Raw genomic sequence first — 22,093 nt, 5'->3', positions numbered from 1 at the left:
GGAGTCGGGGTGTGTCGGTGGAGGTGGGGGCCGCCGGCCGGAGGGGTTGGCAGGCGGCGTGAGTGAAATGTAACAGCACAATGTGAAATTGCACTAGCCCTGTGGCATGGGCTCCGGGTGGGCGCAGAGTGGGCACCGGTCGGGCACCGATCGGCGGGCCGGGGCCCTGTGGCCGACGCGGTCGCCGTCCTACTCTGGACCGGTCCCGGATTCGGCCGGGGCGGTGCGACAGGAGGGGCGATCGTGGGGGAACTCGACGGCAGGACGGCGCTGGTGACGGGCGGCTCGCGGGGGATCGGGCGCGCGGTCGCGCTGCGGCTCGCCCGCGACGGCGCACTGGTCGCGGTCCACTACGGCGGCGACGCCGAGGCCGCGGCGAAGACCGTGGCGATGATCGGCGAGGCCGGGGGCCGGGCGTTCGCGGTGCCGGCCGCGTTCGGCTCCGGCGGTGCGGTGGACGCCCTGTTCGAGGGGCTGGCCGCCGGGCTGGCGGACCACGGCGCGGAGGGCCTGGACATCCTGGTCAACAACGCGGGCGTCCACTCGGCCGTCTCGATCGGGCAGCTCACCGAGGCCGAGCTGGAAAGGGTCCTGACGGTGAACCTGAGCACGCCGATGTTCGTGATCCAGCGCGCACTGCCGCTGCTGCTCGACGGCGGCCGGATCGTCAACGTGGGCTCGGCGGCCACCCGGATCGCCAACCACCTCCAGATCGCCTACACCGTCAGCAAGGCGGCGCTGGCCGCCCTCGGCACCTCGCTCGCCAACGACCTGGGGCGGCGGGGGATCACCGTGAACACGGTCGAACCCGGGGTGGTGCGCACCGACATGACCGCCGGATGGACGGGCTCCTCCGAGGCACTGGCCGGGCTCGCGTCGATCACGGCCCTCGGCCGGATCGGCGAGCCGGAGGACGTCGCGGACGTGGTCGGCTTCCTGGCGGGCCCGCAGGGGCGCTGGGTGACCGGCCAGGTCATCGACGCCTCCGGCGGCACCTGGCTGGGGCCCATCGTACGCGGCTGACCAGCGGCGCGGGACGACGGCCCGGCCTCGCGGACGACCCACTCGGCGGCGCGGCCGGGCTCTCGGGCGAGCCGTCGTACCCGACGACGACGGGTCCGGTCGCGGCGTGCTCCTCAGCCCCGCAGCGAGTCGAGGGCCGCGCCGAGGCGCCGCGCCGCCTCGTCGGCGACCTCGGCCAGCCCGCCGTCGGGCCCGGCGAGCGCCACCAGCGTCTGCGGGTCGACGGCCTCGACCACCGTGGCGTCCCCGTCCGCCCGGACGACCACGTTGCAGGGCAGCAGTAGGCCGATGCGGCGATCGGCCTGGAGCGCACGGTGCGCGAGCGCGGGGTTGCAGGCGCCGAGGATCAGGTAGTCCTCGATCTCCTCGCCGATCTTCTCGCGCAGGGTCGCCCGGACGTCGATGGTGGTCAGAACACCGAAGCCCTGCTCCTTGAGCGCGGCGGTGACGGCGTCGACGGTGGGGCGGAAGGGCTGGTGGAGCCGTACGCCGAGTCCGTAGTCCATGGCTTCTCCTCACAGGGGGTCGCGGCCCCAGTATCGGCAGGGTGCGGGAGCGCCGCCTCCCGGGACGCCGTCGCGCTCGGCCGGAGTCCCGGCCGCCCCTGCCGATCGACGACAGACCCTAGAGGTGCTCGGCGAGGTACCCGAGTAGCGGGTTCCACTGCACGATCCGGGTGTCGCTGAGCACCCCCGCCCCGGTGTACGGGTCGCCGTCGACGAGTGCCCGCACCGCGGCCTCGTCGTCGGCCCGGAAGATGAGCAGCCCGCCGGTGTCGCTGGTCAGCGGGCCGGAGAGGACGAGCTTGCCGTCCTTCTGCAGGCCCGTCAGGTAGTCGCGGTGCGCGGGCCGGACCTCCCGGTGGCGACCGTCGGATGTGAAGACGTACTCGACCGCGTAGTAGGCCATGGTGTCCGCAGAGCTCCTTGTTCGACAGGTGTGGAACTGGTGTGCCCACTCTGCCAGGGTGCGTCAAGCGCTCGCGGCCGGGGCGAAGGCGGGCAGCTGCGCCAGGCTCTCCGCGACGGCCGCGAAGCCGTACTCGAGCATCTCGCGCTCGTACCGCTCGACGGCCGTCAGCAGCTGCGCCTCGCCGCGGTGGACGGCGGTGAGGGCGCGGCAGAGCAGGGCCGCGTCACGGAAGGCGGTGTTGGCGCCCATGCCTCCGCTGGGCGGCATGATGTGGACGGCGTCGCCGAGCAGGGTGACCGGGCGGGTGCCCCAGTGCGGTACGGGCTCGGCGTAGCGGACCGTCAGGCCGGAGCTGTTCACCACGTCGGACCGGCGGACCAGTTCCACCAGGTCGGGGTGCCAGTCGGCGATGCCGGACAGCAGCAGGTCGCGGGCGGCCGGCCAGTCGGCGGGCACCGCGTCGATGTACTCGGGCAGGAAGGCGACCCAGCGCACGTAGCTTCCGGTTTCCGGGAGTTCGACGTCGGGGGCCAGTTCGGCGGCGGCGAGGTGGGGCGGGCGGCGGAACTCCATCTTTCCGAGGAGCATGCGCACCTCGGGGCCGGCGACGACGGTGCCGAAGCCCGGGACGAGGTCGGCGAACCGCTCGGTCAGCGGGGTGCGGCCGAGCAGGCCCCTGCCGTCGAGCGCGACCACCTCGGCCTCGGGCAGGAGCTGGCGGCGCACGGGGGAGTTGCCGCCGTCCGCGCCGACGAGGAGGTCGCCGGTGGCGCTGGTCCCGTCGGCGAACTCGGCGCGGACGGTGCCGTCGGGCAGTTCGGTGTAGCGGACCAGCCGTTTGCCGAACTCGATCCGGTCGGTGAGCCCGGCCAGCAGCAGGTGGCGCAGGACGTGCCGGTCGGTGGCCATGCCCCCGTGCAGCACGCCGAGTCGGCGGATCTCGCACAGCTGCTCGTCGACGACCAGGCGCTCGCCGGAGAGCTCCCCGGTGCTGGCCTCCAGCAGCGGGTGCAGGCGCTGCGGCAGGCATTCGCGCAGCGCCTCCAGCCCCGGGCCGCCGATGCCGATGCGGAAGCCCTGGTAGCGGGCGTGGATGCCCTCCTCGCGCTCGTAGACGCGGACGTCGATCCCCGCCCGGCGCAGGCCCTGAGCGAGGCAGAGCCCCCCGATTCCCGCGCCGATCACCAGAACACGCATGTCGATCCCCCTGGACTTGAACACCGTTCACTTGGACGGTGTTCAAGTTACTTGGTCGGCGTTCAAGTGGCAAGATGCCCCGGCAGGGAGAAGAAGGACGAAAGGGGAGCCCGATGCCGCTCAGACAGGCCGACGTGCTGCAGGGCGCCATGGAACTGCTCGACGAGGACGGCCTCGACGAGCTGACCACCCGTCGCCTGGCCCAGCGGCTCGGCGTCCGCGCCGGAGCCCTGTACTGGCACTACCCGAGCAAGGCGGCACTGCTGGACGCACTGGCCGACCGGATCATCGGCGAGATGCTCACCCAGCCGCCCGCCGACGGGCAGGACTGGCCCGACCGGCTCCGCGACCTGGCCACCCGGGCCCGCACCACCATGCTCGCCCACCGCGACGGCGCCCGGCTCCTGGCCTCCTTCACCGCCCCGCCGCCCAACGCCCTCGCCTTCTTCGGCTCCCTGACGGACACCCTGCGCTCGGCCGGAGCCGACGACCGGGCCGCCCACCTCGGCGCGGACGTGGTCACCAGCTTCGTCAACGGCTACACCCTGGAGGAACAGGCCCGCCAGGCCGCCGTCCTCCCCCTGGAACAGCGCGACGCGACCTTCCGCCTGGAGCTGGACATCGTCATCGCGGGCATCCGGGTGCAGCTGCTCGGCTAGGCCCTGTCCGGGCCCAGGCCATGTCCGGGCCCAGGCCATGTCCGCGCGGGACGCCCGGACGGTGCTGGTCCGGCCGGAACTGGTCGTCGAGGTCGCCTTCGACGGCCTCCGGTGCGGCCCCCGCCACCCCGCGGGGCCGACCCTGCGGTTCGCCCGGGTGGTGCGCCACCGGCAGGACAGGAGCGCCGCCGAGGCCGACGCGGTGGCCTCCGTACGGGAGTTGGCCACCGCCGAAGGCTTGTGAGGCCGTTCGTGCGGCCGGGTCCGCCGACCCGTCCGGCGAAGTACCGCGGGTTGAAACGCATTGCGCCGCAATGGGGTTCACGCACAGGGGCCGAATCGGCCATTCTCGATCCGGCCACTGTACCCCTCCGTGAACGGACCAGCGGCGGCTAGGTTGGCCGTGACAACGAGAGGCGGCCGCCGGGCAGCCGGTGCCGCCCTGGCGAGAGGTGCCCGACATGCAGGTGAGCGTCGACCGGGACCGTTGCTGCAGCTCCGGCATGTGCGTGACGAACGCCCCCGCGGTCTTCGACCAGGACGAGCGGGACAGTCTCGTGAGGCTCCGTCAGACCGTCCTGCTGCCCGAGCAGTTCGACGACGTCATGCTCGCCTCCGAGCTCTGCCCGGGCCGGGCGATCACCGTCACCGAGGACCGGCCCGCGCAGACCGGGGCCTGACCGGCCTCGCCGCCGGACCCACAGGCCGCCGGGGACTCCCTGCACCCCCGACAGCCCCACGAGGACCCCGCGACATGAGGAGACCCCCGCCGTGACCGCCACACCCACCGCCCCCGCCGTCCCGCTGCTGCCGGCCCGGCACTCCGGCGGCTGCCCGTTCGGCCCGCCGCCCGCGTACTCCGAGGCCGCCGCCACCGGTCCGGTGACCAGGGCCGAGCTGCCCGACGGCGACCTCTGCTGGCTGGTCACCGGCTTCGCCGAGGTCCGCACCGTGCTGTCCGACCGCCGGTTCAGTGCCGACATACGCCACCCGGCCTTCCCGTTGCTGATCGCCGGCGCTCGCGAGCTGATCACCGACAATCCGGACTTCCTGCGGCTCGACGACCCCGAGCACGCCCGCCAGCGCCGCATGATCACCGGGGAATTCCTGGTCAGGCGGGTGGAGGCGCTGCGCCCGGAGATCCAGCGGATCGTGGACGAGGCACTGGACCGGATGACCGACGGCCGGACCACGGCCGACCTGGTCACCGACTTCGCGCTACCGGTGCCCTCGCTGGCGATCTGCCTGCTGCTCGGCGTGCCGTACGAGGACCACGACCGCTTCCAGAGCCTGAGCCGCACGATGCTCAGCCGGGAGAGCACCGTGGAGCAGCTCCGGGAGGCCCAGGAGGAGGTCCGGGACTACCTGCGCGACCTGACGGCCCGCAAGCGCGCACAGCCGGAGGACGACGCCCTCAGCCGACTCGCGGCGCGGGACGACCTGACCCCGGACGACGTGGCGGGCATGGCCGTGCTGCTGCTGATCGCCGGGCACGAGACGACCGCGAACATGATCGCGCTGTCGACCGCGCTGCTGCTGGAGCACCCCGAGCAGATCCCCGGCCTGGCCGACCCGGCCACCCTGCCGGGCGCGGTGGAGGAGCTGTTGCGGCTGCTGACCATCGTGCACACGGGCCTGCCCCGGGTGGCGCTGGAGGACGTGGAGCTGGGCGGCGTCACCGTCCGGGCCGGGGAGGGCGTGATGGCGATGCTCTCCACCGCCAACCGGGACGAGGCGGTGTTCGGCGGCGCCGGCCATCGGGCGACGGACGAGCTGGACCTGAACCGGGACGCCCGGCGGCACCTGGCGTTCGGCTTCGGCGTGCACCAGTGCCTGGGCCAGCCGCTGGCCCGCGCCGAACTCCAGATCGCCCTGGAGACGCTGTTCCGCCGGCTGCCGGGGCTGCGGCCGACCGGCGAGCGCGAGTTCCGTACCGACTCGTTCATCTACGGGATGCGGTCACTGCCCGTGACCTGGTGAGCGGGCAGCTCAGGGTGGCCCTGCCGGGGCCAGCCCGGGCACGGTCTGGTTGCGGCCGGGCGGTGGGCCGAGGGTGGTGGCCATGGAGAAGACGACGATGGAGTACGTGAGGCTCGGCGGCACCGACCTGACCGTCAGCCGGATCGCCCTCGGCTGCATGGGCTTCGGCGGCGGCGGTCGGGGCCACAACCCGTGGGCGCTGGACGAGGAGGCTGCCGCGCCGGTCTTCCGGCGGGCCGTGGAGCTCGGCATCACCTTCTGGGACACCGCCAACGTGTACGGCGGCGGCGCCTCGGAGGAGCTCGTCGGCCGCGCGGTGCGGCGCTACACCCGCCGTGAGGACGTCGTCCTCGCGACCAAGGCGGGCCTGCCGATGCACGGCGGCCCCGGCGGTTCGGGCCTGTCCCGGAGGGCGGTCCTGGAACAGGTCGACGGCTCGTTGCGCCGCCTCGGGACGGACCACGTCGACCTCTTCCAGCTGCACCGCTTCGATCCGCACACCCCGGTCGAGGAGACCGTGGCGGCCCTGGCCGAGGTGGTGGCGGCGGGGAAGGTCCGGCACGTGGGCGCCTCGTCGATGTGGGCGTGGCGGTTCGCGCAGCTGCGGCACACCGCGGCCCGGGACGGCGGCCCGGCCTTCGTGTCGATGCAGCACCAGTACAGCCTGGTGCAGCGGGAGGAGGAGCGGGAGATGTTCCCGCTGCTCGCCGACCAGGGGGTGGGCAGCCTGGTGTGGTGCCCGCTCGCCTCGGGGCGGCTGGCCCGCCCGTACGGGCAGGTGACGGCCCGTTCGGCGGGGGACCCGGTGGCCGGGCGGTTCTTCGGAGACGTCGACCGGCCGATCGTGGACGCGGTGCAGGCGGTGGCCGAGGACCGGGGGGTGCCGATGGCGCGGGTCGCGCTGGCCTGGGTGCTGGGCAACCCGGTGGTCACCGCCCCGGTCGTCGGCGCGACCCGCCCGGGACACCTGGACGACGCGGCCGCCGCCCTGGCCGTCCGGCTGACGGAGGCGGAGCGCGCGGCCCTGGAGGCGCCGTACACGCCGCGCCTGCCGACCGGCTTCTGAGCCTCCCGGGCCCGGTGCTGCGTCCCGGGCCCGGCGGTCCGGCGCTGCCTACCGGACGCGGCGGATCCAGAGGAAGCAGAAGCCGACCAGCAGCACGGTGAGCAGCAGCGCGAGCCCGGCCTCCGTCCAGAGCATCGGCCAGTGGACGGACGGGGGTTGGTAGCTGGTGTACGCCTGGACGACGTCGGGGTGGGCGCGGCAGGCGTCGGTGGGGCAGAGGATGCGGCCGTCGGGGAGGGTGGTCGTCCAGTCGCTCGGGAGCGGCAGGCGGTGGCCGTCGGAGCTGATCAGGCCGTTCTCCAGGAGGTCCGACTCCAGTGGGGTGCCGGTGTCGAGGTGGCCGGTGCCGTACAGCATCGTGCCGGGGTCGCCGGTGTCGAGCGCGATCCTGGCGGTGACCAGTGCGTCCCGGGCCGGGGTGAAGAGGTAGCGCAGGGCGTCGACGGCCAGGCGCAGCGCCAGCATCAGTGCCGCCGTGACCGCCATCGCGGCGACCACCCGCCGGACCACCAGGCCCACGGCCGCGCCGAGTGCGACGCCCAGCAGGCTGAAGCCGACCACGGCGGGGCCGGAGGTCGTACGGCTCAGCCAGGTGAACCAGTGGTAGTAGCCGGTGACGGCGAAGCGCCCCTCGATCACGCCGACCCACCAGGTGGAGACGGCCGCGAGCACCGTCGAGCCCGCCAGCGTCGCCGCGAGCGGCACGCCAAGGCGGGCGGCCAGCCAGCGGCGGCGGGAGACGGACTGGGTCCAGGCCAGCCGGTAGGTGCCGGTCTCGAACTCGCGGGCCAGCAGGGGCGCGCCGAGGAAGAGCCCGAGTGCGGGCGGCAGGGCGAGGAGCAGCCAGCCGGTGATCGACACGGCCGGCATCCACATCGGGTCCAGCTTGACGGCGAGGCCCTCCGGTCGGCCTCTGCACTCGGGCGGGAAGTAGACGACGTTGCAGTTCTCCAGGTGGTTGGCGTGCACGTAGTGGCTGATCATGCCGCCGAGCACGAGCAGCCAGACGCAGACGGCCAGCAGGACGGCCCCGCCGACGAGGAGGGCGGTGCGCTCCTGACGGCTGCTGAGCCAGGCGGGGCCGCGCAGCCCGAAGCGGGGGCGGTCGAAGGTGGTGACGGCGGTCATCGGGCGGCCGCCTCGGTGCGGCGGGGCGCGGCCTCGGGGAGCAGCAGCGGTGGGGCGTCGGGGGTGCGCAGGTAGGAGAGCAACAGGTCCTCCAGGCTCGGTACGGTCGCTTCCCAGTTCGGGTCGAGTGGGCCGGAGGGTTGCAGCAGGGCAGTGAACTGCCGTCCGGTGCGGCGCAGTTCGACGATCCGGTGGTCGGCCGGCCCGGACGGGACGGCGTCGGTGCCCTCGTGGGCGCCGACGACCAGCCGGTGGGCCTCGCGCAGCTCGTCCACGTCCCCCGCGAGCCGGACCTGCCCGCCGCCGAGGAGGAGGACGAAGTCGCAGACTCCGTTCAGCTCGGCGAGCACGTGGGAGGAGATGAGCACGGTGGTGCCGTGCTCGGCGGCCTCGGCCATCAGCAGGCCCGTGAGCTCCTGGCGGGCCACCGGGTCGACGTCCGAGAGCGGTTCGTCGAGCAGCAGCAGCTCGGGGCGCTTGCCGAGCGCCAGGGCCAGGGCGACCCGGGTGCGCTGACCGCCGGTCAGGGTGGCGATCCGGGCCTTCGGGTCGAGCCCGCCGAGGGTGACGATCCGCTCGGCGACGGCCTGGTCCCAGCCGGGGTTGAGCTCGCGGCCCGCGCGCAGGGTCTCGGCGACGGTGAGCCGGGGGTAGAGCGGCTTGTCCTGGCCGAGGAAGGCGACGCGGCGGCGGGACTCGGCGGCGCCCGCGGGCCGTCCGAAGACGCTGACGGCGCCGGTGGTCGGGGCGAGCAGGCCCGCGGCCAGGCCCAGCAGGGTGGACTTGCCCGCGCCGTTGGGGCCGACCAGGGCGCAGATCCGCCCGGCGGGCACCCGGACGTCGCAGTCGCGCAGCGCCCAGGACCTGCGGTACTTCAGGCCGAGGCCGACGGCCGTGAGCGCGTCCTCGGCAGCGCCCTCGGCGGCGGGTCCTGCAGCGGTCTCGGCAGCGGGTCCGGCGGGGCTGGGTATGGGGTGGTGGCTCACCCGGGCTCCTCGTGCAGTGGTGCTCTGGGGGTGGTGCTGGGGGTGGTGCTGAGGTCGTACTCGTGCTCGTGACTTGGTGCTCGTGACTTGGTGCTCGGACTAGTCGGCCGGTTCCGCGAAGGCGCTGTCCACGGCCGTGGTGACCAGGGCGGCGACGTCCTCGCGGTCGAGTCCGGCGGCGCGGGCGCGTCGGACCCAGTCGGCGAGCTCGGTGTGCAGGGCGGAGTCCGCGACGGTCTCCGGTTTGGCGAGCGAGCGGCGCACGAAGGTGCCCACGCCCCGGCGGCTGTCGACCAGCCCCTCCCGTTCGAGCTCGCGGTACGCCTTGAGCACGGTGTTGGGGTTGATCGCCGTGGCCTCCACCACCTCCCGCGCGGTGGGGAGTTGGTCGCCCGGGCGCAGCACTCCGAGCCGCAGGGCGCGCTTGGTCTGCTCCACGATCTGCAGGTACGGGGAGAGCCCGCTGTGTCGGTCGATGAGGTACTCGACCACGTTGGACCGCCATTTCACTAGTTATCTAGGGGAATCCTGCCCAGGTGCCCGGCTCCGCGTCAAGCCCGGCTCAGAAAGTGGCCTTGACAAGGCAGTTGGCGCCGTGATCACCATTCCACTAGTTAACTAGTGGAATGGTGATCAGGTGATGATCGACAACCTGCTGGAGCGCCGGCCGCTCGTCCGTCCGGCGCCGGTGCCCAAGCCCACGTCCATGGCCCGCAGGCTCGGGCCGAACGGGCTGGGCCTGGCCGTGGCCGCGCTCTTCCTCGGCCTGTACGTGCTGCTCTCGATCAGCCGGCACGAGCGGATGCTCAGCGCCGCCTTCGACCTCGGGATCTTCGAACAGGCCGTCCGCGCCTACGCCCACGGCCGGCTGCCCGTGGTCCCGCTCAAGGGCCCCGGCTACGACCTGCTCGGCGACCACTTCCACCCCGTCCTCGCCCTGCTCGCCCCCGCCTACCGGCTCTTCCCCACCCCCGTCACCCTGCTCGTCGCCCAGGCTTCGCTGATGGCGCTCGCCTGCCTGCCGATCACCCGCTGGGCCTACCGGACGGCGGGGCCGAGGGCCGCGCTGGTCCTCGGGTCGGCCTTCGGTGCCTCCTGGGGGATCGTCTCGGCGGTCGCCTACGACTTCCACGAGATCTGCTTCGCCGTGCCGCTGCTCGCCTTCGCCGTCGAGGCGCTGGGGGAGCGGCGGTGGCGGGCGGGGGTGCTGTGGGCGCTGCCGCTGGTGCTGGTCAAGGAGGACCTCGGGCTCACCGTCGCGGCGGTCGGCCTGTACGTGGCGTGGCGGCGCGGGCGCGGGCGGCGCGGGGTCGGGCTGGCCGTCGCGGTGTTCGGCCTCGGGGCGACGGTCGTCGAGACGGCGGTACTGCTACCGCTGGCCAACCCGCAGGGCGTCTTCGACTACTGGCAGCAACTGCCGGGCTCCCACGCCGCGTTGCCGATGATGCTGGTCAAGCTCGGCTGGCCGCCCGTGAAGTGGCTGCTGCTGGCGATGCTCGCCGCCCCCGTCGCCTTCGTCGGCCTGCGCTCCCCGCTCGCGCTGCTCTGCCTGCCCACCCTCGCCTGGCGGCTCACCGCCTCCAACGAGCACTACTGGCAGCCGAGTTTCCACTACAGCGCGATCCTGATGCCGATCCTCTTCGGCGCCCTGCTGGACGTCCTCACCCGCCGCCCGGGCCTGCGGCGACGCGCGCTCGCCGTGTGCGCGGCCGTCGCCGCCGTCACCACCGTGGTGTACCCCGTGCGGGACCTGGCCCTCCCGGGCGGCTGGCACCGGCCCGCCCACGTCCGTACGGCCCACCGCCTGCTCGCCCTGATACCCGACGGCTCCCGCGTCGCCTCCACCAACCGGCTCGCCCCGATCCTGGTCGCCCGCTCCGAGGCCGTCAGCCTGGTCTGCCAGCAGCCCGGCCCGCTCTCCGCCGACCCGCCCGAGTGGGTCGTCGCCGACGCCACCGACCCGACGGTGAAGTCCCCCTGCGCCGAGGCGGCGACGGAGGCGTCTCTCGCCGCCTACCGCGCCGAGGGCTACCGCACGGTGGCCGAGGAGGACGGCATCCTCCTCCTGCGCCGCTGAGACCGCGGAACCGCGGGAAGTCCGGCCCCGGAGACGGGTTGTGCCCGGCGGACGGCCGTCCACCGGGCACAACCCCTCTCCGGAGCGACGGTCAGCCGGCCTTCTCGACCCGGGCGGCCCAGCGCTGCTCGACGTTGCTGAAGCGCCAGTACGCGAGGGCGCAGGCCCAGACGACCACGAACATGCCGACGAGGACGTAGCCGACGTTGTCGAGGCTGATGTCGGAGATCCAGCCGGTGACGGGGTCGGTGAGGTCGAGCTTCTCGTGCAGGACGTGGACGAGTTCGATGGTGCCGATGAAGAAGGCGACGGCGATCGAGAGGCCCGTGATGGTGAGGTTGTAGTAGACCTTGCGGACGGGGTTGGAGAACGCCCACTGGTAGGCGAAGTTCATGAACGTGCCGTCGAGGGTGTCGAACAGGCTCATGCCGCAGGCGAACAGCAGCGGCAGGCAGACGACCGCGTACCAGGGGAGTCCGGAGGCGGCGCCGGAGCCCGCCATCACCATCAGGGTGACCTCGGTGGCGGTGTCGAAGCCCAGGCCGAACAGCGCGCCGATGGGGAACATCTGGCCGGGGCGGCGGATGGAGTTGGTGAGCCGGCCGAGGATGCGGTTCATGAAGCCGCGCTCGTCCAGGTGCTTCTCCAACTGCTTCTCGTCGAACTGCCCGGAGCGCATGGACCTGTAGACCCGGTAGATGCCCGCGAGCGCGAAGAGGTTGAGAGCGGCGATGAGGTAGAGGAAGGCACCGGAGACGCTGGTGCCGACCAGGCCGAGCCACTGGTGGGTGGAGGACTGGTCGTCGATCAGGGTGCCGGCGATCTTGGCTCCGCCGGCGACGAGGGCGGCCAGCACCATGACGATGCTGGAGTGCCCCAGGGCGAACCAGAAGCCGACCGAGACCGGACGCTGCCCGTCGGCCATCAGCTTGCGGGTGGTGTTGTCGATGGCGGCGATGTGGTCGGCGTCGAAGGCGTGCCGCATGCCGAGGGTGTAGGCGGTGATGCCGAGGCCGACGCCGAAGGTCTCGGTCCCGATGGTGTAGTGGTTCGGCGCTATCAGCAGGAACAGCATGCCGAAGGCGACCACGTGCATGGCGACGATGACGCCCAGCAGGGTGGCGGTGCGGACGGTGTCCTTGCGCTGCCAGCGTGGCGGCAGGGGCGGGGCGGACGACGGGGATGCGTCGGTCAGGGTCATGACGGGCAAGCCTCTCCAGCTCCTCGATGGGGGCGCCCCCGGGATGGGGGTCGTGCGCGCCGTGGCCGGTCTCCTGGCTCGCGGGTGGACCGCCGTACCCGAGCCCGGGCAGGGCGGAGCGCGCCCCCGGCTCGTCTTCCCGTGCGCCTCGCGGCGCCGGTGACTGCCCGCAGTGTGGATGCGGGCCCGTCGGGGGCACTTCCCGTTCACAGTGGCGAGGGCCGCGCCGGACTCGGCCCGCTGAGGGGCGTTCACCGGTCTTCCCGTGCACCACGGCGGGGAACACCGTAGGGGGTGTTCACCATGATCGACAAGCCTGCGCAGCTGCACATGGGTCGCGACAAGGCGCGGGAGCCGGGGTCGGAGGGCTTCGCGGTCGCGGGGAGGACGGCTGCGCGCGGTGCGGTCCGCAGCCGTGCTCCCCGCCGTCGGTCCGCCCTCACGGCGCCCTCACGCCGCCCCTCACCGCGCCGTCACTGCGCCGCGAGGCGAGGGGTGCGGGGCGGCTCCGTGCGCCGGCTGCCCGTCGCCTCGAAGGCGGCGGCGAGGGTGAGCAGGGCGTTGTCGTCGTAGGCGCGGCCCGCGAGGGTCAGGCCGACGGGCATACCGGTGTCGGCCATGGTGCCCATGGGGACGGTGACGGTCGGGATGCCGAGGTGGCGGGGCGCCAGGTTGCCGTTGGCGACCCAGACGCCGTTGCGCCAGCCGAGGTCCGCGGAGGCTTCGTTCATGTCCATGTCGGCGGGGGCGACGTCGGCGGAGGTGGGGAAGACCACGGCGTCCAGGCCGAGCCCGTCCATCCACTCCTCGAGGTCGACACGGCGGGTCTCCTCCAGCCCGCGCAGGCCCTCCTCGAGGTGCGGCATGTCGGTGAAGGAGGCGTACGGGCGCTCGCGCACGAAGCGCGGGTAGTCGCCGATCGAGTCCTCGAACCCGTGGTAGCGGCCGGGGAGTTCACCGTCCTGCACGGGCCAGATGAGGGCGCCGTCCACCTCGGTCAGGGTGCTGAGGGCCGGGTCGCCGTTGGCGCGCAGGAAGTCGTCCCAGGCCCAGGCGGAGAGGTCCTCGATCTCGACGGTGAGGAAGTCGCGGCCGACCAGCCCCCGAGTGAGCAGGGAGGGCGCGCCGGGGCGGTCGGACTCGTAGTTGGTCACGACGGGGAAGTCGACCTCGACGACCTCGGCTCCTGCGGCCTCCAGGTCGCGGCGCGCGGCCTCCCACAGGGCGATCACCGAGGGGCGGGTGTCGACGCGCTGCCCGGTCTGGCCGCCGATGCCGCCGTCGGGGTTGGTCCCGGCCTCCGGGTCGGCGTTGATGTACATCCGGGGCACGCCGAGGCGCTTGCCGGCGAGCGCGGCGCGTGCCGCCGGGGCGTCGGCGGGGGCGAGGTCCGGGTACGAGGCGGGCCGGACCCGGGAGGCGGCGGGCAGCGCGATCCACGGCTGGGCGCGCCACAGGTCGCCGCGGGTCTCCGGGTCGTCGGCCACGACGACGTCGAGCAGTTCGAGCAGGTCGGCCATGGTGCGGGTGTGCGGGACGACGACGTCCATGGTCGGCACGAGCGGCCAGTTGCCGCGCACCGAGATCACGCCGCGGCTGGGGGTGTAGGCGCACAGGGCGTTGTTGGAGGCGGGGGCCCGGCCGGAGGACCAGGTCTCCTCGCCGAGGCCGAACGCGCCGAAGGAGGCCGCCGTCGCGGTGCCCGAGCCGTTGGAGGAGCCGGAGCCGTAGGCGCTGGTCAGCCAGTCGGCGCTGTACGGGCTCTCCGCGCGGCCGTACACGCCGCGCTGCATGCCACCGTTGGCCATCGGCGGCATGTTGGTGAGGCCGATGAGCACGGCCCCGCCCGCGCGCAGCCGCTCGACGGCGAAGGCGTCGCGCTGGGCGACGAGGTGCTCGAAGGCCGGCGAACCGGCGGCGGCGGTGAGGCCCTTCGCGAGGTAGCTGTCCTTCGCGGTGTAGGGGATGCCGTCCAGCGGGCCGAGCGTCTCGCCGCGCGCCCGGCGGGCGTCGGACGCCTCGGCCTCGGCGCGGGCGTCCGGGTTCATCACGACCATTGCGTTGAGGGCGGTGGCGGTGCCGGGCCGGTCGTACGCCTCGATCCGGGCGAGGTAGGCGTCGAGCAGCCCGACGGCGGTGGTCTCGCCCCTCTCCAGGGCCGCGCGAAGGTCGGCGATTCCGGTTTCCACGACATCGAATCCGCGCGTCATGCGGGTGTCTCCCAGGTGGTGGGGGTGGGCGGCCTTGCTGGAACGTTCCAGCGGGCGCATCGTAGACAGTGCTGGAACGTTCCAGCAAGAGGGGGCGAGCGGCCGGCGGGGCTGCGTCTAGACTTCCGGGCTGTGACCAGCCGCTCCGTGACCCTGATCGACGTGGCCCGGGCGGCCGGGGTGTCCAAGAGCGCCGCCTCCAACGCGCTCGGCGGCTCCGGCCGGGTCTCCGAGGCCACCCGCGAGCACGTCCGGGCCGTGGCCCGGGAACTCGGCTACCGGCCGAACGCCGCGGCACGCAGTCTGCGCCGCGCCGGTACGGGCGCGATCGGACTGCACCTGCCGCGCACCGCGACCCGGCTGGACTACTACATGAACCTGGCCTTCGGCGCGGTCGAACGGGCCAGGGAGGACGGGCTCGACCTCGTCCTGCTCGCCCCCGGCACGGCGGCCGGCACCGCGGCCGGTGGGGTGCTCGCCGCCCGGGTGGACGGCCTGCTGGTGATCGACCCGGAGGTCGACGACCCCGAGGTGCCGGACCTGCTGGGCGCGGGCGTCCCGGTGGTCACGGGCGAGCGCTACCTCGGCGGCGGCGCCACCCCGAGCGGTGCCGTGGTGTGCGACAACGCGGCCTCGCTGGTCGCCCTGCTGGACCACCTCGCGGAGCGCGGCGCCCGGCGCCCGGCGCTGCTCGCGCCCGGCCCCGGCTCCGACTGGGCCGCCGCGCTGCGGGCGGCCGCCGACGCCTGGAGCGCCCGCGAGGGCGTCGAGGTGCCCGTACGGACGGTGCCGTTCGCCGCCACGCCCGCCGAGGCCGAGGCTTCCACCACCGACCTGATCGGCGTCGCCCCGGACGTGGACGCGGTGATCTGCGCCCCCGACGGCGCCGTCCCCGGCGTACTGGCGGCCGCCGCCCGGGCGGGCCGACGGGTCGGGTCGGACCTGCTGGTGGCGGCCTGCGTCGACGGCGCGGCGGCGCGCGGCTCGGGCCCCCGGGTCACCGCCGTCGACCTGCGCCCCTCGGAGTACGGACGCGCGTGCGCCGCCCTGCTCAGCGACCTGCTGGCCGGGAGGGCCGAGCCCGGCGCCGTCCGGCGGCACGACTGGGCGCTGAGGGTCCGCGAGTCCACGGCCGGGCGGGCCTGACGCGGGCCGGCGTTACGCCGCCCGCGCGGCGGCCGTCGGGGCGAGGGCGGCGAACTCCAGCGGCGCCGAGGGATCGATGGAGATGCTCAGCGGCGCGGGTTCGGCGCCGGAGCGCACCAGCAGGTCGCCGATGGCGGCGACCATGGCGCCGTTGTCGGTGCACAGCCCCAGCGCCGGAACGCGCAGGGTGATCCCGGCGGCGGCGCAGCGCCGCTCGGTGAGGGCGCGGACGCGCGAGTTGGCGGCGACCCCGCCGACCACGACCAGCGTGTCGATGCTGTGGTCGGTGCAGGCCCGGACGGCCTTGCGGGTGAGGGCGTCGGCGATCGCCTCCTGGAGCGCGGCGGAGGCGTCCGGGACGTTCGGCGCGGCGCCCGCGGCCCGCTGGGCCTCGACCCAGCGGGCGGCGGCGGTCTTGAGCCCGGAGAAGGAGAACGCGTATGGCGGATCGTTCGGCCCGCTGAGCGGGCGGGGCAGCCGGACGGCCTTCGGGTCGCCGTCGCGGGCGGCCCGGTCGATCGCGGGCCCGCCGGGGTAGGGCAGCCCGAGGATCCGGGCGACCTTGTCGAAGCACTCCCCGGCCGCGTCGTCCAGGGTGTCGCCGAGGTGGACGATCGGGTCGCGGGCGAGGTCCCGGACGAGCAGCAGCGAGGTGTGCCCGCCGGAGACGATCAGCACCACGCACGGGTTCGGCAGCGGCCCGCCGTCCAGCGTCGCGGCGGCGACGTGCCCGGCGAGGTGGTGGACGCCGTACAGCGGCACGCCGAGCGAGAAGGCGTACCCCTTGGCGGCGGCCAGCCCGACCTGCAGCGCCCCGGACAGGCCCGGGCCCGTGGTCACGGCGACGGCGCCGACGTCGGCCAGGGTGAGCCCGGCCCGGCCCAGGGCCTCCCGGACGACGGGCGCCATCGCGTGGACGTGGGCCCGGGCGGCGATCTCGGGGACGACGCCGCCGAAGCGGGCGTGCTCGTCCATCGACGAGGCCACCGCGTGCCCCAGCAGAACGCCGTCGCGCACCAGACCGGCCCCGGTCTCGTCGCAGGACGACTCGATCCCCAGCACCACGGGCGATTCCGCCATCGGCTCCTTGCTCCTTCTTGCGCTTTTGTTGCAATTGCATCATAGAGGCAGAAGTGGCGCGGACCGGTCTTCGGGACGACGCGGAACAAGAGGGCGAGGTCCGCGACGTGGTCGCCCGCTCAGCCCGCCAGCTGGTCGCCGAGGCGGCTGCGCAGGTACAGGACGATGTGCCCGTGGCGCGCTCTGGTGACCAGCCCGGCGCGGTGCAGGACGCCCAGGTGCTGGCTGACCGCGCCCGGGCTGAGCTGCAGGCGGTCGGCGAGATCGGTGGTGCCGCAGGGCTCGGCGAGGTGGAGGAGGACCCGGGCGCGGGTACGGCCCAGAAGGTCCGCGAGGGCCCCGGGCGGGGTGGCCGTCGTGCTGTGCCAGACGGTGGCGCGTCCGCGCGCCGGGTACCAGATCCTGGGCGGCAGAGCCGGGTCGGCGAGGGTGACGGCGTGGTCGCAGAACAGCGAGGGCGAGAAGGCGATGCCGCGGCCGTCCACGGCGATGTCGTGCTGTTCGCCCGGCCAGGCGTCCATGACCAGGGCGCCGTCCCGCCACTCCAGGCCGGGGTCGATGCCGTGGAACAGCGTGGCGGCGCCCGCGTCCGTGAGCCGCCGGGCGCGGTACAGGACGTCCGCGCGCAGCACGGCGTGCATCCGGGGCCAGTGCGGGGCGAGGACGAGCGCCCAGTAGGCGTGGAAAGTGTCGGCGATCCGGGTGAGCAGCTGTTCCGGCTTCCTGTCGGCCTGCCGCAGGCACGGGTGCAGGGGCCTTCCGTCGGCCACCAGGTGCAGCTCGCGGACGACCTGGTCGGGCGGGGTGGCCCGTAGGGCCCGGAACTCCTCGTCGATGTCGGGGTTCGGGACGGGCGGGAGCGGGGTGAGGAAGTCGGGCAGCAGACGGCGCGGGCCGACCAGTGCCCGCAACAGCGGCCAGTCCACCTGGGGGAGGAGCGGCGCGGACCGGCGCAGGAACGGCTGGTGCACGGCGTGGCGCACCGGGTTGTGCCACGCCCACAGGCTCAGCACCGTCTCCTGCAACGGCGACACGGTGAACCTGGCGGAGGCCAGGTCCGGCACGCTCAGACGGAACCTCAACATTCGGCCCATGCTAAAACTCTGGCCCCGCCGCGGAACGGCCTGGTGGGCTGACCCCCATGGACATCACCACCGGCCGCGCCCCGGCCACCTACGACCGCATCGGCACCGACTACAGCCGCATCCGCCGCCCCGACCCCCGTCTGCACGCCCTGATCGGGCTCGCGCTGGAGGGCGCCCGTACGGTCGTGAACGTCGGCGCGGGCGCGGGCTCGTACGAACCGGACGGCGTCGAGCTCACCGCCGTCGACCCGTCGCAGGTCATGCTCGACCAGCATCCGGGAACCGTGAAGGTCAAGGCGGGAGCGGAGCAACTCCCCTTCCCCGACGGCTCGTTCGACGTGGCGATGGCCGTCATGACCGTCCACCACTGGCCCGACCTGCTGAGCGGCCTCGCGGAGATGCGGCGGGTGTCCCGCCGACAGGTCGTCTTCACCTGGGACCCGACCCACCGCACCGAGCTGTGGCTCCTGGACGAGTACCTGCCCGAGATCCGCGACCTCGAGCACGCCCGCTTCACCCCCCTGCACACGGTCGTCGACGCGCTCGACGCCCACACCGTCCTGCCCTTCCCCATCCCGCACGACTTCACCGACGGCTTCCAGATCGCCTACTGGCGCCGCCCCGAGTCCTACCTCGACGCGACGATCCGGCAGGCCAGCTCCACCTTCGCCCAGCTGCCCCCCTCCGTCGTGGAACCGGCCATCGCCCGTCTACGCGACGACCTCCGGTCGGGGGCCTGGCACCGACGGCACGCCGACCTGCTCGAGCGGGAGAGCGTGGACTACGGGTACCGCCTGGTCGTCGCCGGATAGCCCCTCCGCCCGGGCCGGAAAAGCCGTTGCCACCTCCCACGGCCAGGCCGATCATGACGGGATGTCGGATCTCCTCGCACGCGTGACCGCCTTCCGTGCCGCCTTCGCCCGACGGCAGGCCGCCGAGACCGTCGAACTTCCCGGCGCCTTCGCCGTCCGGGACCCGGAGTTCTCCCTCTCCGAGGAGCACAACCGGCTGATCGTCGCTTCGGCGGACGCCGATCCGGCGACGCTGCCCGAGCTGGCCGCGCAGAGCCTCGGGCCCCGCCGCCGCTACCGGATCGCCGTCCTGGACGAGACCCTCGGCGAGCGGGCCACCCCGGCCCTGGCAGCGGCAGGCTACGGCCGGGACACCGAGCTGGTGCTCGCCCGCGAGACCGCCGGGTGCGCGCTGCCCGAAACCCCGGCGCACCCGGCCGAGTTGGCCAAGCTGCGCACGGCGGTGCTCCGCCAGCAACTGGAGTGGAACCCGGACGAGGACGTCGCCCGGCAGCTCACCGACCGCCGCCGCGCCCGGCTGCGCGGCGCCGAGGAGGTCCTGTTCCTCGCCGCCCGCACACCGGAAGGCGAGATCGCCGCCTGGACCGACCTCTACCTCGACCGCACAGCCGGCCTCGCCCAACTGGAAGACCTGGTCACCGCCACCCCCCACCGCGGCCGGTCCCATGGCGACACCCTCCTCGCCACGGGCCTGGCCCTGGCCGCCGCAGTCGGCATCCCCCACCTCTTCCTCCTCGCCGCCGCCGACGACTGGCCGCGCACGTGGTACACCCGACGCGGCTTCACCGAAATCGGCCGCAGCCACACCTTCTCCGGCGGCTGACGGCCGGGCGCGCGGCATTCGGCTCACGCCGCCGGGCGGGATGGGGTGGTGGGTGCCGAGCATGGGCGGCCGGGAGCGATCCGGCCCGGCCGTCCTCCAGGCGGCAGCACGCCATGAAGCTTCGGGCCCGTTCGAGTGCGCTGACGACCGCCGCGCCGATCACCGGGCCGACCGCCGTGGCGACCCCGGAAAGCGACCGGGACGCCGCCCACTTCGTCAACGACGTCGACAACGCCCTCGACGTCCTGTTCTGACAGTGATGCCGGAGGGGCCTACTCGTCCTCCTCGTTGCCGCGCACGGGGACCGCGCCCTCCCTCGGGTTGCGCAGCCCGGGAGGCCCGGGAGGATCGGGGAAGGGGCGTGGGCCTGAGGGGATGGCGAGCCCGGGCACGTCCGGGCCGCCGCCAGGGCCGAAGCCGTAGCCGAAGGCGTCGCGGGCGTCGTCCGCCCAGTCGATCTGCTCGTCCATCAGCTTGTTCTGGAGGACGGTGGCCATGATGGTGAGGTCCGTGTCGAAGTCCTCCTGGCGTACTTTGACCCGAAACAGGCGCTCGGGGTCGTTGCGACGCAGCCAGTTGCGGCGGAACACGCCGCGTACACCGGTCCACGGTTCTTCACGCTCTCCGGCCGGGTCGCGGTCGATGCTGGGCACCAGTACCCCGGCCGTGGGGTGGTTCTGGTCGTCGTACTCGCGCAGCGCGTCCCGGTAGCGCTCGCTGTCGGCTGCCCAGGGGTCCACCAGCAGGATGCATACCTGGCTGTCCTCGCGGGCCTGGTCGAGCTTGGCGCCGAGTCCGGGTCGGATCTCCTCGACCGTGGTGGTGTGTCCTGCGGCGGTGATGACCCGCTGGGCGCGTGCGACCAGGGACGGTTGGACGGGCGGGTGGTAGGGCGTCCAGTCCCAGGGATCGGGGCCGTAGTGGGCGCCGCTGGCGGCGGGCGCCTCCGAGGCGCGACCGGCTGCGACGAACAGCCGTACGAGCCCGGGGGAGTCCATCGCGGATGATGCCCCCGCGGTCGGGAAGTAGCCGCGCACCGCGCCGAGGTCGAAGTCCGGCAACTCCCCGAGCCGGAACCCGGCCGCGTCCCTGACCCGTCGGGCGACCGCGTGGACGACGCGCCGGTACGCCTCGCCGCCGGGATCGGCGCGCATCAGCGTGTGCAGGCCATGGCGGGCGTAGGTCCCGCCCAGGTCCGGCTGGGCCCATGAGACCTTGATGACCTCGTTGTGCAGGTCGCCCGGGTCGACGGGCTCCCAGAGGACCGGGATCAGTGCCGGTACGTGTTCGCCGTACTCCTCGTGGTGGCGCCGGACGCGGCCGCGGAAGGCGGCCCACTCCTTGCCGCAGTAGCGGCTGGCGAAGTAGGCGGGTGAGTAGAGCGCGACCATGGTTCTGCTGCGGCCGAGCATCCGGCCGATCTCTTCGGCCCAGTCGTCGCCGAGACGAAGTCGCTCGGCTTCCCGGAAGCCGAGTTCCTCGGCGCGGGCGGCGTGCTCGATCCGCCCGAGTTCGTCCCGGAGATCGTTGAAGAACTGGTCGACGGAGGGGTCTTCCGCTTCGGAGTCCCGGCGCGCGCAGCTGAAGAAGAAGTACGGACGAAGAGGGCCGTCCCGGTCGAGGACGGGAGTCCTCGTGACCGGCGGGTAGGTCGGAACGTGACGGATGGGTGCGGCTGTCGGCAGGGTGACAACGGGCGGCGCGGGTCGCGGTTCGTCGGGGCCGGGGACCGGAGGCGCGGTGGGGTGGCCCTCGCGGCGGAGGAGTTCGGCCGTCTGCCGGTAGGCGGATCGCGGCACGGTCCGTACGAGCACCTCGCGCACGCCCGGGCGGAACTCGTAGTGCCCGGTGGCGCCCGGAACGGCGGTGAGCATCCCGCTGACGATGATCTCGGCGAGCTGCTGCGGGTCCGGGTGCGGCAGGACGGCGCTCTGTACGAACCGCATGACGGGCAGGTTCGGCACGCCGATCGCCAGATGACCGGCGAGGCGGAACACCTCGGGGGTCGCCACCGCACGGAAGCGGAGGACGAGTTGCTCGGCCGACAGTGCACCCGGGTCGTCCGGCGGGTCGTGCTCGGGGGCGGGAGCGGCGGGAAGGAACGCGGCCGCGCCCGGGACGCGGCCGCTGCGCCCGGCGACGATCCGGGCCCAGTGGTTGAGCCACGGAACCGTGGGTTCCAGGACCGGTACGGGCAGTCGGTGGTCCTGCGGGGTGTCGTCGGCGCGGTAGGGGGTGAAGGCGAGGTCCGTGTTCGGGGCCGCGTGGCTCCGGGCCGTGAGCAGGCCGGGGGTGGCGGGCAGGGCCGTTCGCCGCCAGAGGCGCTCGGGCAGGGGCTGGACGACGGCGGTGGGGGCGGCCGTGGCCCAGTCGTGCAGGCTTCGGTGCCACGGGCTCTCGCTCCCGCCCTCGCCGGGCCACCACCGCGGCCCCGTGCAGTCGCTGACGACGAGCACGGCGGTGCGGCCCGGCCGGAGGAGGGGCAGAGGGCTCTCCTGCGCTCTGCCCAGCAGCCGTACGGTTCGGAAGTAACCGGTTCCGGTGGCGAGTTGGCTCAGTTCCTCGGTGAACGGCTGCCAGATCGCCATGGTGGGGCCGTCGTCGAGGACGATCGCCAGGTCGAGCGAGGGCTTTGCCGGTCCGTGCGGCCCGGGATGCCTGAGGGGGCGCAGGGCCCGCTTGAAGTCGCGTGGGGGGATCACGTGGTC

General features: G+C 73.9%; 21 protein-coding genes and 1 pseudogene. 11 read left to right on the top strand and 11 right to left on the bottom strand.

The features are described 5' to 3' along the window. Nucleotides 1-243 precede the first annotated feature (243 nt). The gene (locus tag IH61_RS0120270; protein WP_031071756.1) at nt 244-1,023 is read left to right on the top strand and encodes an SDR family NAD(P)-dependent oxidoreductase; all 780 of its coding nucleotides are present in this window, start codon (nt 244-246) and stop codon (nt 1,021-1,023) included. Nucleotides 1,024-1,136: 113 nt separating this feature from the next. On the opposite strand, the gene IH61_RS0120265 is transcribed toward IH61_RS0120270, so the two are convergent. The 3 genes from IH61_RS0120265 to IH61_RS0120255 all read right to left on the bottom strand — a co-directional run bounded on the left by IH61_RS0120265 (nt 1,137) and on the right by IH61_RS0120255 (nt 3,132). Then, a complete protein-coding gene (locus tag IH61_RS0120265; RefSeq protein WP_031071753.1) occupies nt 1,137-1,529 on the bottom strand; it encodes a DUF302 domain-containing protein in 393 nt (130 codons plus the stop codon). Between the two features lie 118 nt (nt 1,530-1,647). After that, nucleotides 1,648-1,932 carry a YciI family protein gene (locus tag IH61_RS0120260; protein WP_031071751.1) on the bottom strand — a complete coding sequence of 95 codons (285 nt, stop codon included), beginning with the start codon at nt 1,930-1,932 and terminating at the stop codon, nt 1,648-1,650. A 63-nt stretch (nt 1,933-1,995) separates the two neighbouring features. Beyond that, entirely contained in the window at nt 1,996-3,132 is a 1,137-nt protein-coding gene (locus IH61_RS0120255) for an FAD-dependent oxidoreductase (RefSeq protein WP_031071750.1), read from the bottom strand. Nucleotides 3,133-3,245: 113 nt separating this feature from the next. Between IH61_RS0120255 and IH61_RS0120250 the strand changes: the two genes are divergently transcribed. The 5 genes and pseudogenes from IH61_RS0120250 to IH61_RS0120230 all read left to right on the top strand — a co-directional run bounded on the left by IH61_RS0120250 (nt 3,246) and on the right by IH61_RS0120230 (nt 6,837). Then, nucleotides 3,246-3,791 (top strand): TetR/AcrR family transcriptional regulator C-terminal domain-containing protein, encoded by a 546-nt coding sequence (locus IH61_RS0120250; RefSeq protein ID WP_031071749.1) that lies wholly within the window; start codon nt 3,246-3,248, stop codon nt 3,789-3,791. A 49-nt stretch (nt 3,792-3,840) separates the two neighbouring features. Further along, nucleotides 3,841-4,035, top strand: a pseudogene (locus IH61_RS0120245) (ATP-dependent DNA ligase); the annotation flags it as partial. A 217-nt stretch (nt 4,036-4,252) separates the two neighbouring features. Continuing rightward, a complete protein-coding gene (locus IH61_RS0120240; RefSeq protein ID WP_031071747.1) occupies nt 4,253-4,471 on the top strand; it encodes a ferredoxin in 219 nt (72 codons plus the stop codon). Nucleotides 4,472-4,562: 91 nt separating this feature from the next. Further along, nucleotides 4,563-5,771 (top strand): cytochrome P450, encoded by a 1,209-nt coding sequence (locus tag IH61_RS0120235; protein WP_031071746.1) that lies wholly within the window; start codon nt 4,563-4,565, stop codon nt 5,769-5,771. A gap of 97 nt (nt 5,772-5,868) precedes the next feature. Beyond that, on the top strand, nt 5,869-6,837 hold the full coding sequence (locus IH61_RS0120230) for an aldo/keto reductase (RefSeq protein WP_031071745.1): 969 nt from the start codon (nt 5,869-5,871) through the stop codon (nt 6,835-6,837). A gap of 48 nt (nt 6,838-6,885) precedes the next feature. On the opposite strand, the gene IH61_RS0120225 is transcribed toward IH61_RS0120230, so the two are convergent. The 3 genes from IH61_RS0120225 to IH61_RS0120215 form a co-directional block, all read right to left on the bottom strand. Beyond that, nucleotides 6,886-7,965, bottom strand: a complete 1,080-nt coding sequence (locus IH61_RS0120225; protein WP_031071744.1) for an ABC transporter permease subunit — start codon at nt 7,963-7,965, stop codon at nt 6,886-6,888. Beyond that, on the bottom strand, nt 7,962-8,843 hold the full coding sequence (locus IH61_RS0120220; protein WP_051837527.1) for an ATP-binding cassette domain-containing protein: 882 nt from the start codon (nt 8,841-8,843) through the stop codon (nt 7,962-7,964). The genes IH61_RS0120225 and IH61_RS0120220 overlap by 4 nt, the downstream gene beginning before the upstream one ends. A 207-nt stretch (nt 8,844-9,050) precedes the next feature. Further along, on the bottom strand, nt 9,051-9,443 hold the full coding sequence (locus IH61_RS0120215) for a GntR family transcriptional regulator (RefSeq protein ID WP_031071741.1): 393 nt from the start codon (nt 9,441-9,443) through the stop codon (nt 9,051-9,053). Nucleotides 9,444-9,591: 148 nt separating this feature from the next. Between IH61_RS0120215 and IH61_RS0120210 the strand changes: the two genes are divergently transcribed. Beyond that, complete coding sequence (locus IH61_RS0120210; RefSeq protein WP_051837522.1) at nt 9,592-11,028, top strand: DUF2079 domain-containing protein; 1,437 nt, start codon at nt 9,592-9,594, stop codon at nt 11,026-11,028. A 91-nt stretch (nt 11,029-11,119) separates the two neighbouring features. Here IH61_RS0120210 and IH61_RS0120205 read toward each other — a convergent pair whose 3' ends face one another. After that, nucleotides 11,120-12,229 (bottom strand): HoxN/HupN/NixA family nickel/cobalt transporter, encoded by a 1,110-nt coding sequence (locus tag IH61_RS0120205; protein ID WP_031071737.1) that lies wholly within the window; start codon nt 12,227-12,229, stop codon nt 11,120-11,122. Nucleotides 12,230-12,702: 473 nt separating this feature from the next. Then, nucleotides 12,703-14,439 (bottom strand): amidase, encoded by a 1,737-nt coding sequence (locus IH61_RS0120200; protein WP_031071735.1) that lies wholly within the window; start codon nt 14,437-14,439, stop codon nt 12,703-12,705. Between the two features lie 132 nt (nt 14,440-14,571). Between IH61_RS0120200 and IH61_RS0120195 the strand changes: the two genes are divergently transcribed. Next, entirely contained in the window at nt 14,572-15,585 is a 1,014-nt protein-coding gene (locus IH61_RS0120195; protein ID WP_031071733.1) for a LacI family DNA-binding transcriptional regulator, read from the top strand. 12 nt (nt 15,586-15,597) lie between these two features. On the opposite strand, the gene tsaD is transcribed toward IH61_RS0120195, so the two are convergent. Both tsaD and IH61_RS0120185 read right to left on the bottom strand, forming a co-directional pair. Next, nucleotides 15,598-16,665, bottom strand: a complete 1,068-nt coding sequence (gene tsaD, locus IH61_RS0120190; protein ID WP_031071731.1) for a tRNA (adenosine(37)-N6)-threonylcarbamoyltransferase complex transferase subunit TsaD — start codon at nt 16,663-16,665, stop codon at nt 15,598-15,600. A gap of 119 nt (nt 16,666-16,784) precedes the next feature. Further along, entirely contained in the window at nt 16,785-17,750 is a 966-nt protein-coding gene (locus tag IH61_RS0120185) for an ArsR/SmtB family transcription factor (RefSeq protein ID WP_031071729.1), read from the bottom strand. 56 nt (nt 17,751-17,806) lie between these two features. On the opposite strand from IH61_RS0120185, the gene IH61_RS0120180 reads away from it, so the two are divergent. The 3 genes from IH61_RS0120180 (at nt 17,807) to IH61_RS47035 (ending at nt 19,639) form a co-directional block, all read left to right on the top strand. Then, nucleotides 17,807-18,562, top strand: coding sequence for a class I SAM-dependent methyltransferase (locus tag IH61_RS0120180; protein ID WP_031071727.1), 756 nt, complete (start codon nt 17,807-17,809; stop codon nt 18,560-18,562). A gap of 82 nt (nt 18,563-18,644) precedes the next feature. Next, entirely contained in the window at nt 18,645-19,385 is a 741-nt protein-coding gene (locus IH61_RS47040; RefSeq protein ID WP_234327261.1) for a GNAT family N-acetyltransferase, read from the top strand. Between the two features lie 113 nt (nt 19,386-19,498). Then, entirely contained in the window at nt 19,499-19,639 is a 141-nt protein-coding gene (locus IH61_RS47035) for a hypothetical protein (RefSeq protein ID WP_158845119.1), read from the top strand. An 18-nt stretch (nt 19,640-19,657) separates the two neighbouring features. On the opposite strand, the gene IH61_RS43060 is transcribed toward IH61_RS47035, so the two are convergent. Beyond that, the gene (locus IH61_RS43060) at nt 19,658-22,087 is read right to left on the bottom strand and encodes a TIR-like protein FxsC (protein ID WP_051837519.1); all 2,430 of its coding nucleotides are present in this window, start codon (nt 22,085-22,087) and stop codon (nt 19,658-19,660) included. Nucleotides 22,088-22,093 lie beyond the last annotated feature (6 nt).

The sequence above is a fragment of the Streptomyces sp. NRRL WC-3742 genome, assembly GCF_000720635.1.
Classification (GTDB): Bacteria; Actinomycetota; Actinomycetes; order Streptomycetales; family Streptomycetaceae; genus Kitasatospora.
This window is presented reverse-complemented; position numbering and strand designations above follow the sequence as displayed.

Excerpts from the sequence above, each read along its gene's own strand:
- IH61_RS0120265 (WP_031071753.1), bottom strand. The coding sequence starts at position 1,529 with ATGGACTACGGACTCGGCGTACGGCTCCACCAGCCCTTCCGCCCCACC.
- tsaD (WP_031071731.1), bottom strand. The coding sequence starts at position 16,665 with ATGGCGGAATCGCCCGTGGTGCTGGGGATCGAGTCGTCCTGCGACGAG.
- IH61_RS0120205 (WP_031071737.1), bottom strand. The coding sequence starts at position 12,229 with ATGACCCTGACCGACGCATCCCCGTCGTCCGCCCCGCCCCTGCCGCCA.
- IH61_RS0120185 (WP_031071729.1), bottom strand. The coding sequence starts at position 17,750 with ATGTTGAGGTTCCGTCTGAGCGTGCCGGACCTGGCCTCCGCCAGGTTC.
- IH61_RS0120260 (WP_031071751.1), bottom strand. The coding sequence starts at position 1,932 with ATGGCCTACTACGCGGTCGAGTACGTCTTCACATCCGACGGTCGCCAC.
- IH61_RS0120210 (WP_051837522.1), top strand. The coding sequence starts at position 9,592 with ATGATCGACAACCTGCTGGAGCGCCGGCCGCTCGTCCGTCCGGCGCCG.
- IH61_RS47035 (WP_158845119.1), top strand. The coding sequence starts at position 19,499 with ATGAAGCTTCGGGCCCGTTCGAGTGCGCTGACGACCGCCGCGCCGATC.
- IH61_RS0120180 (WP_031071727.1), top strand. The coding sequence starts at position 17,807 with ATGGACATCACCACCGGCCGCGCCCCGGCCACCTACGACCGCATCGGC.
- IH61_RS0120230 (WP_031071745.1), top strand. The coding sequence starts at position 5,869 with ATGGAGTACGTGAGGCTCGGCGGCACCGACCTGACCGTCAGCCGGATC.
- IH61_RS0120255 (WP_031071750.1), bottom strand. The coding sequence starts at position 3,132 with ATGCGTGTTCTGGTGATCGGCGCGGGAATCGGGGGGCTCTGCCTCGCT.
- IH61_RS0120225 (WP_031071744.1), bottom strand. The coding sequence starts at position 7,965 with ATGACCGCCGTCACCACCTTCGACCGCCCCCGCTTCGGGCTGCGCGGC.
- IH61_RS0120250 (WP_031071749.1), top strand. The coding sequence starts at position 3,246 with ATGCCGCTCAGACAGGCCGACGTGCTGCAGGGCGCCATGGAACTGCTC.
- IH61_RS0120240 (WP_031071747.1), top strand. The coding sequence starts at position 4,253 with ATGCAGGTGAGCGTCGACCGGGACCGTTGCTGCAGCTCCGGCATGTGC.
- IH61_RS0120200 (WP_031071735.1), bottom strand. The coding sequence starts at position 14,439 with ATGACGCGCGGATTCGATGTCGTGGAAACCGGAATCGCCGACCTTCGC.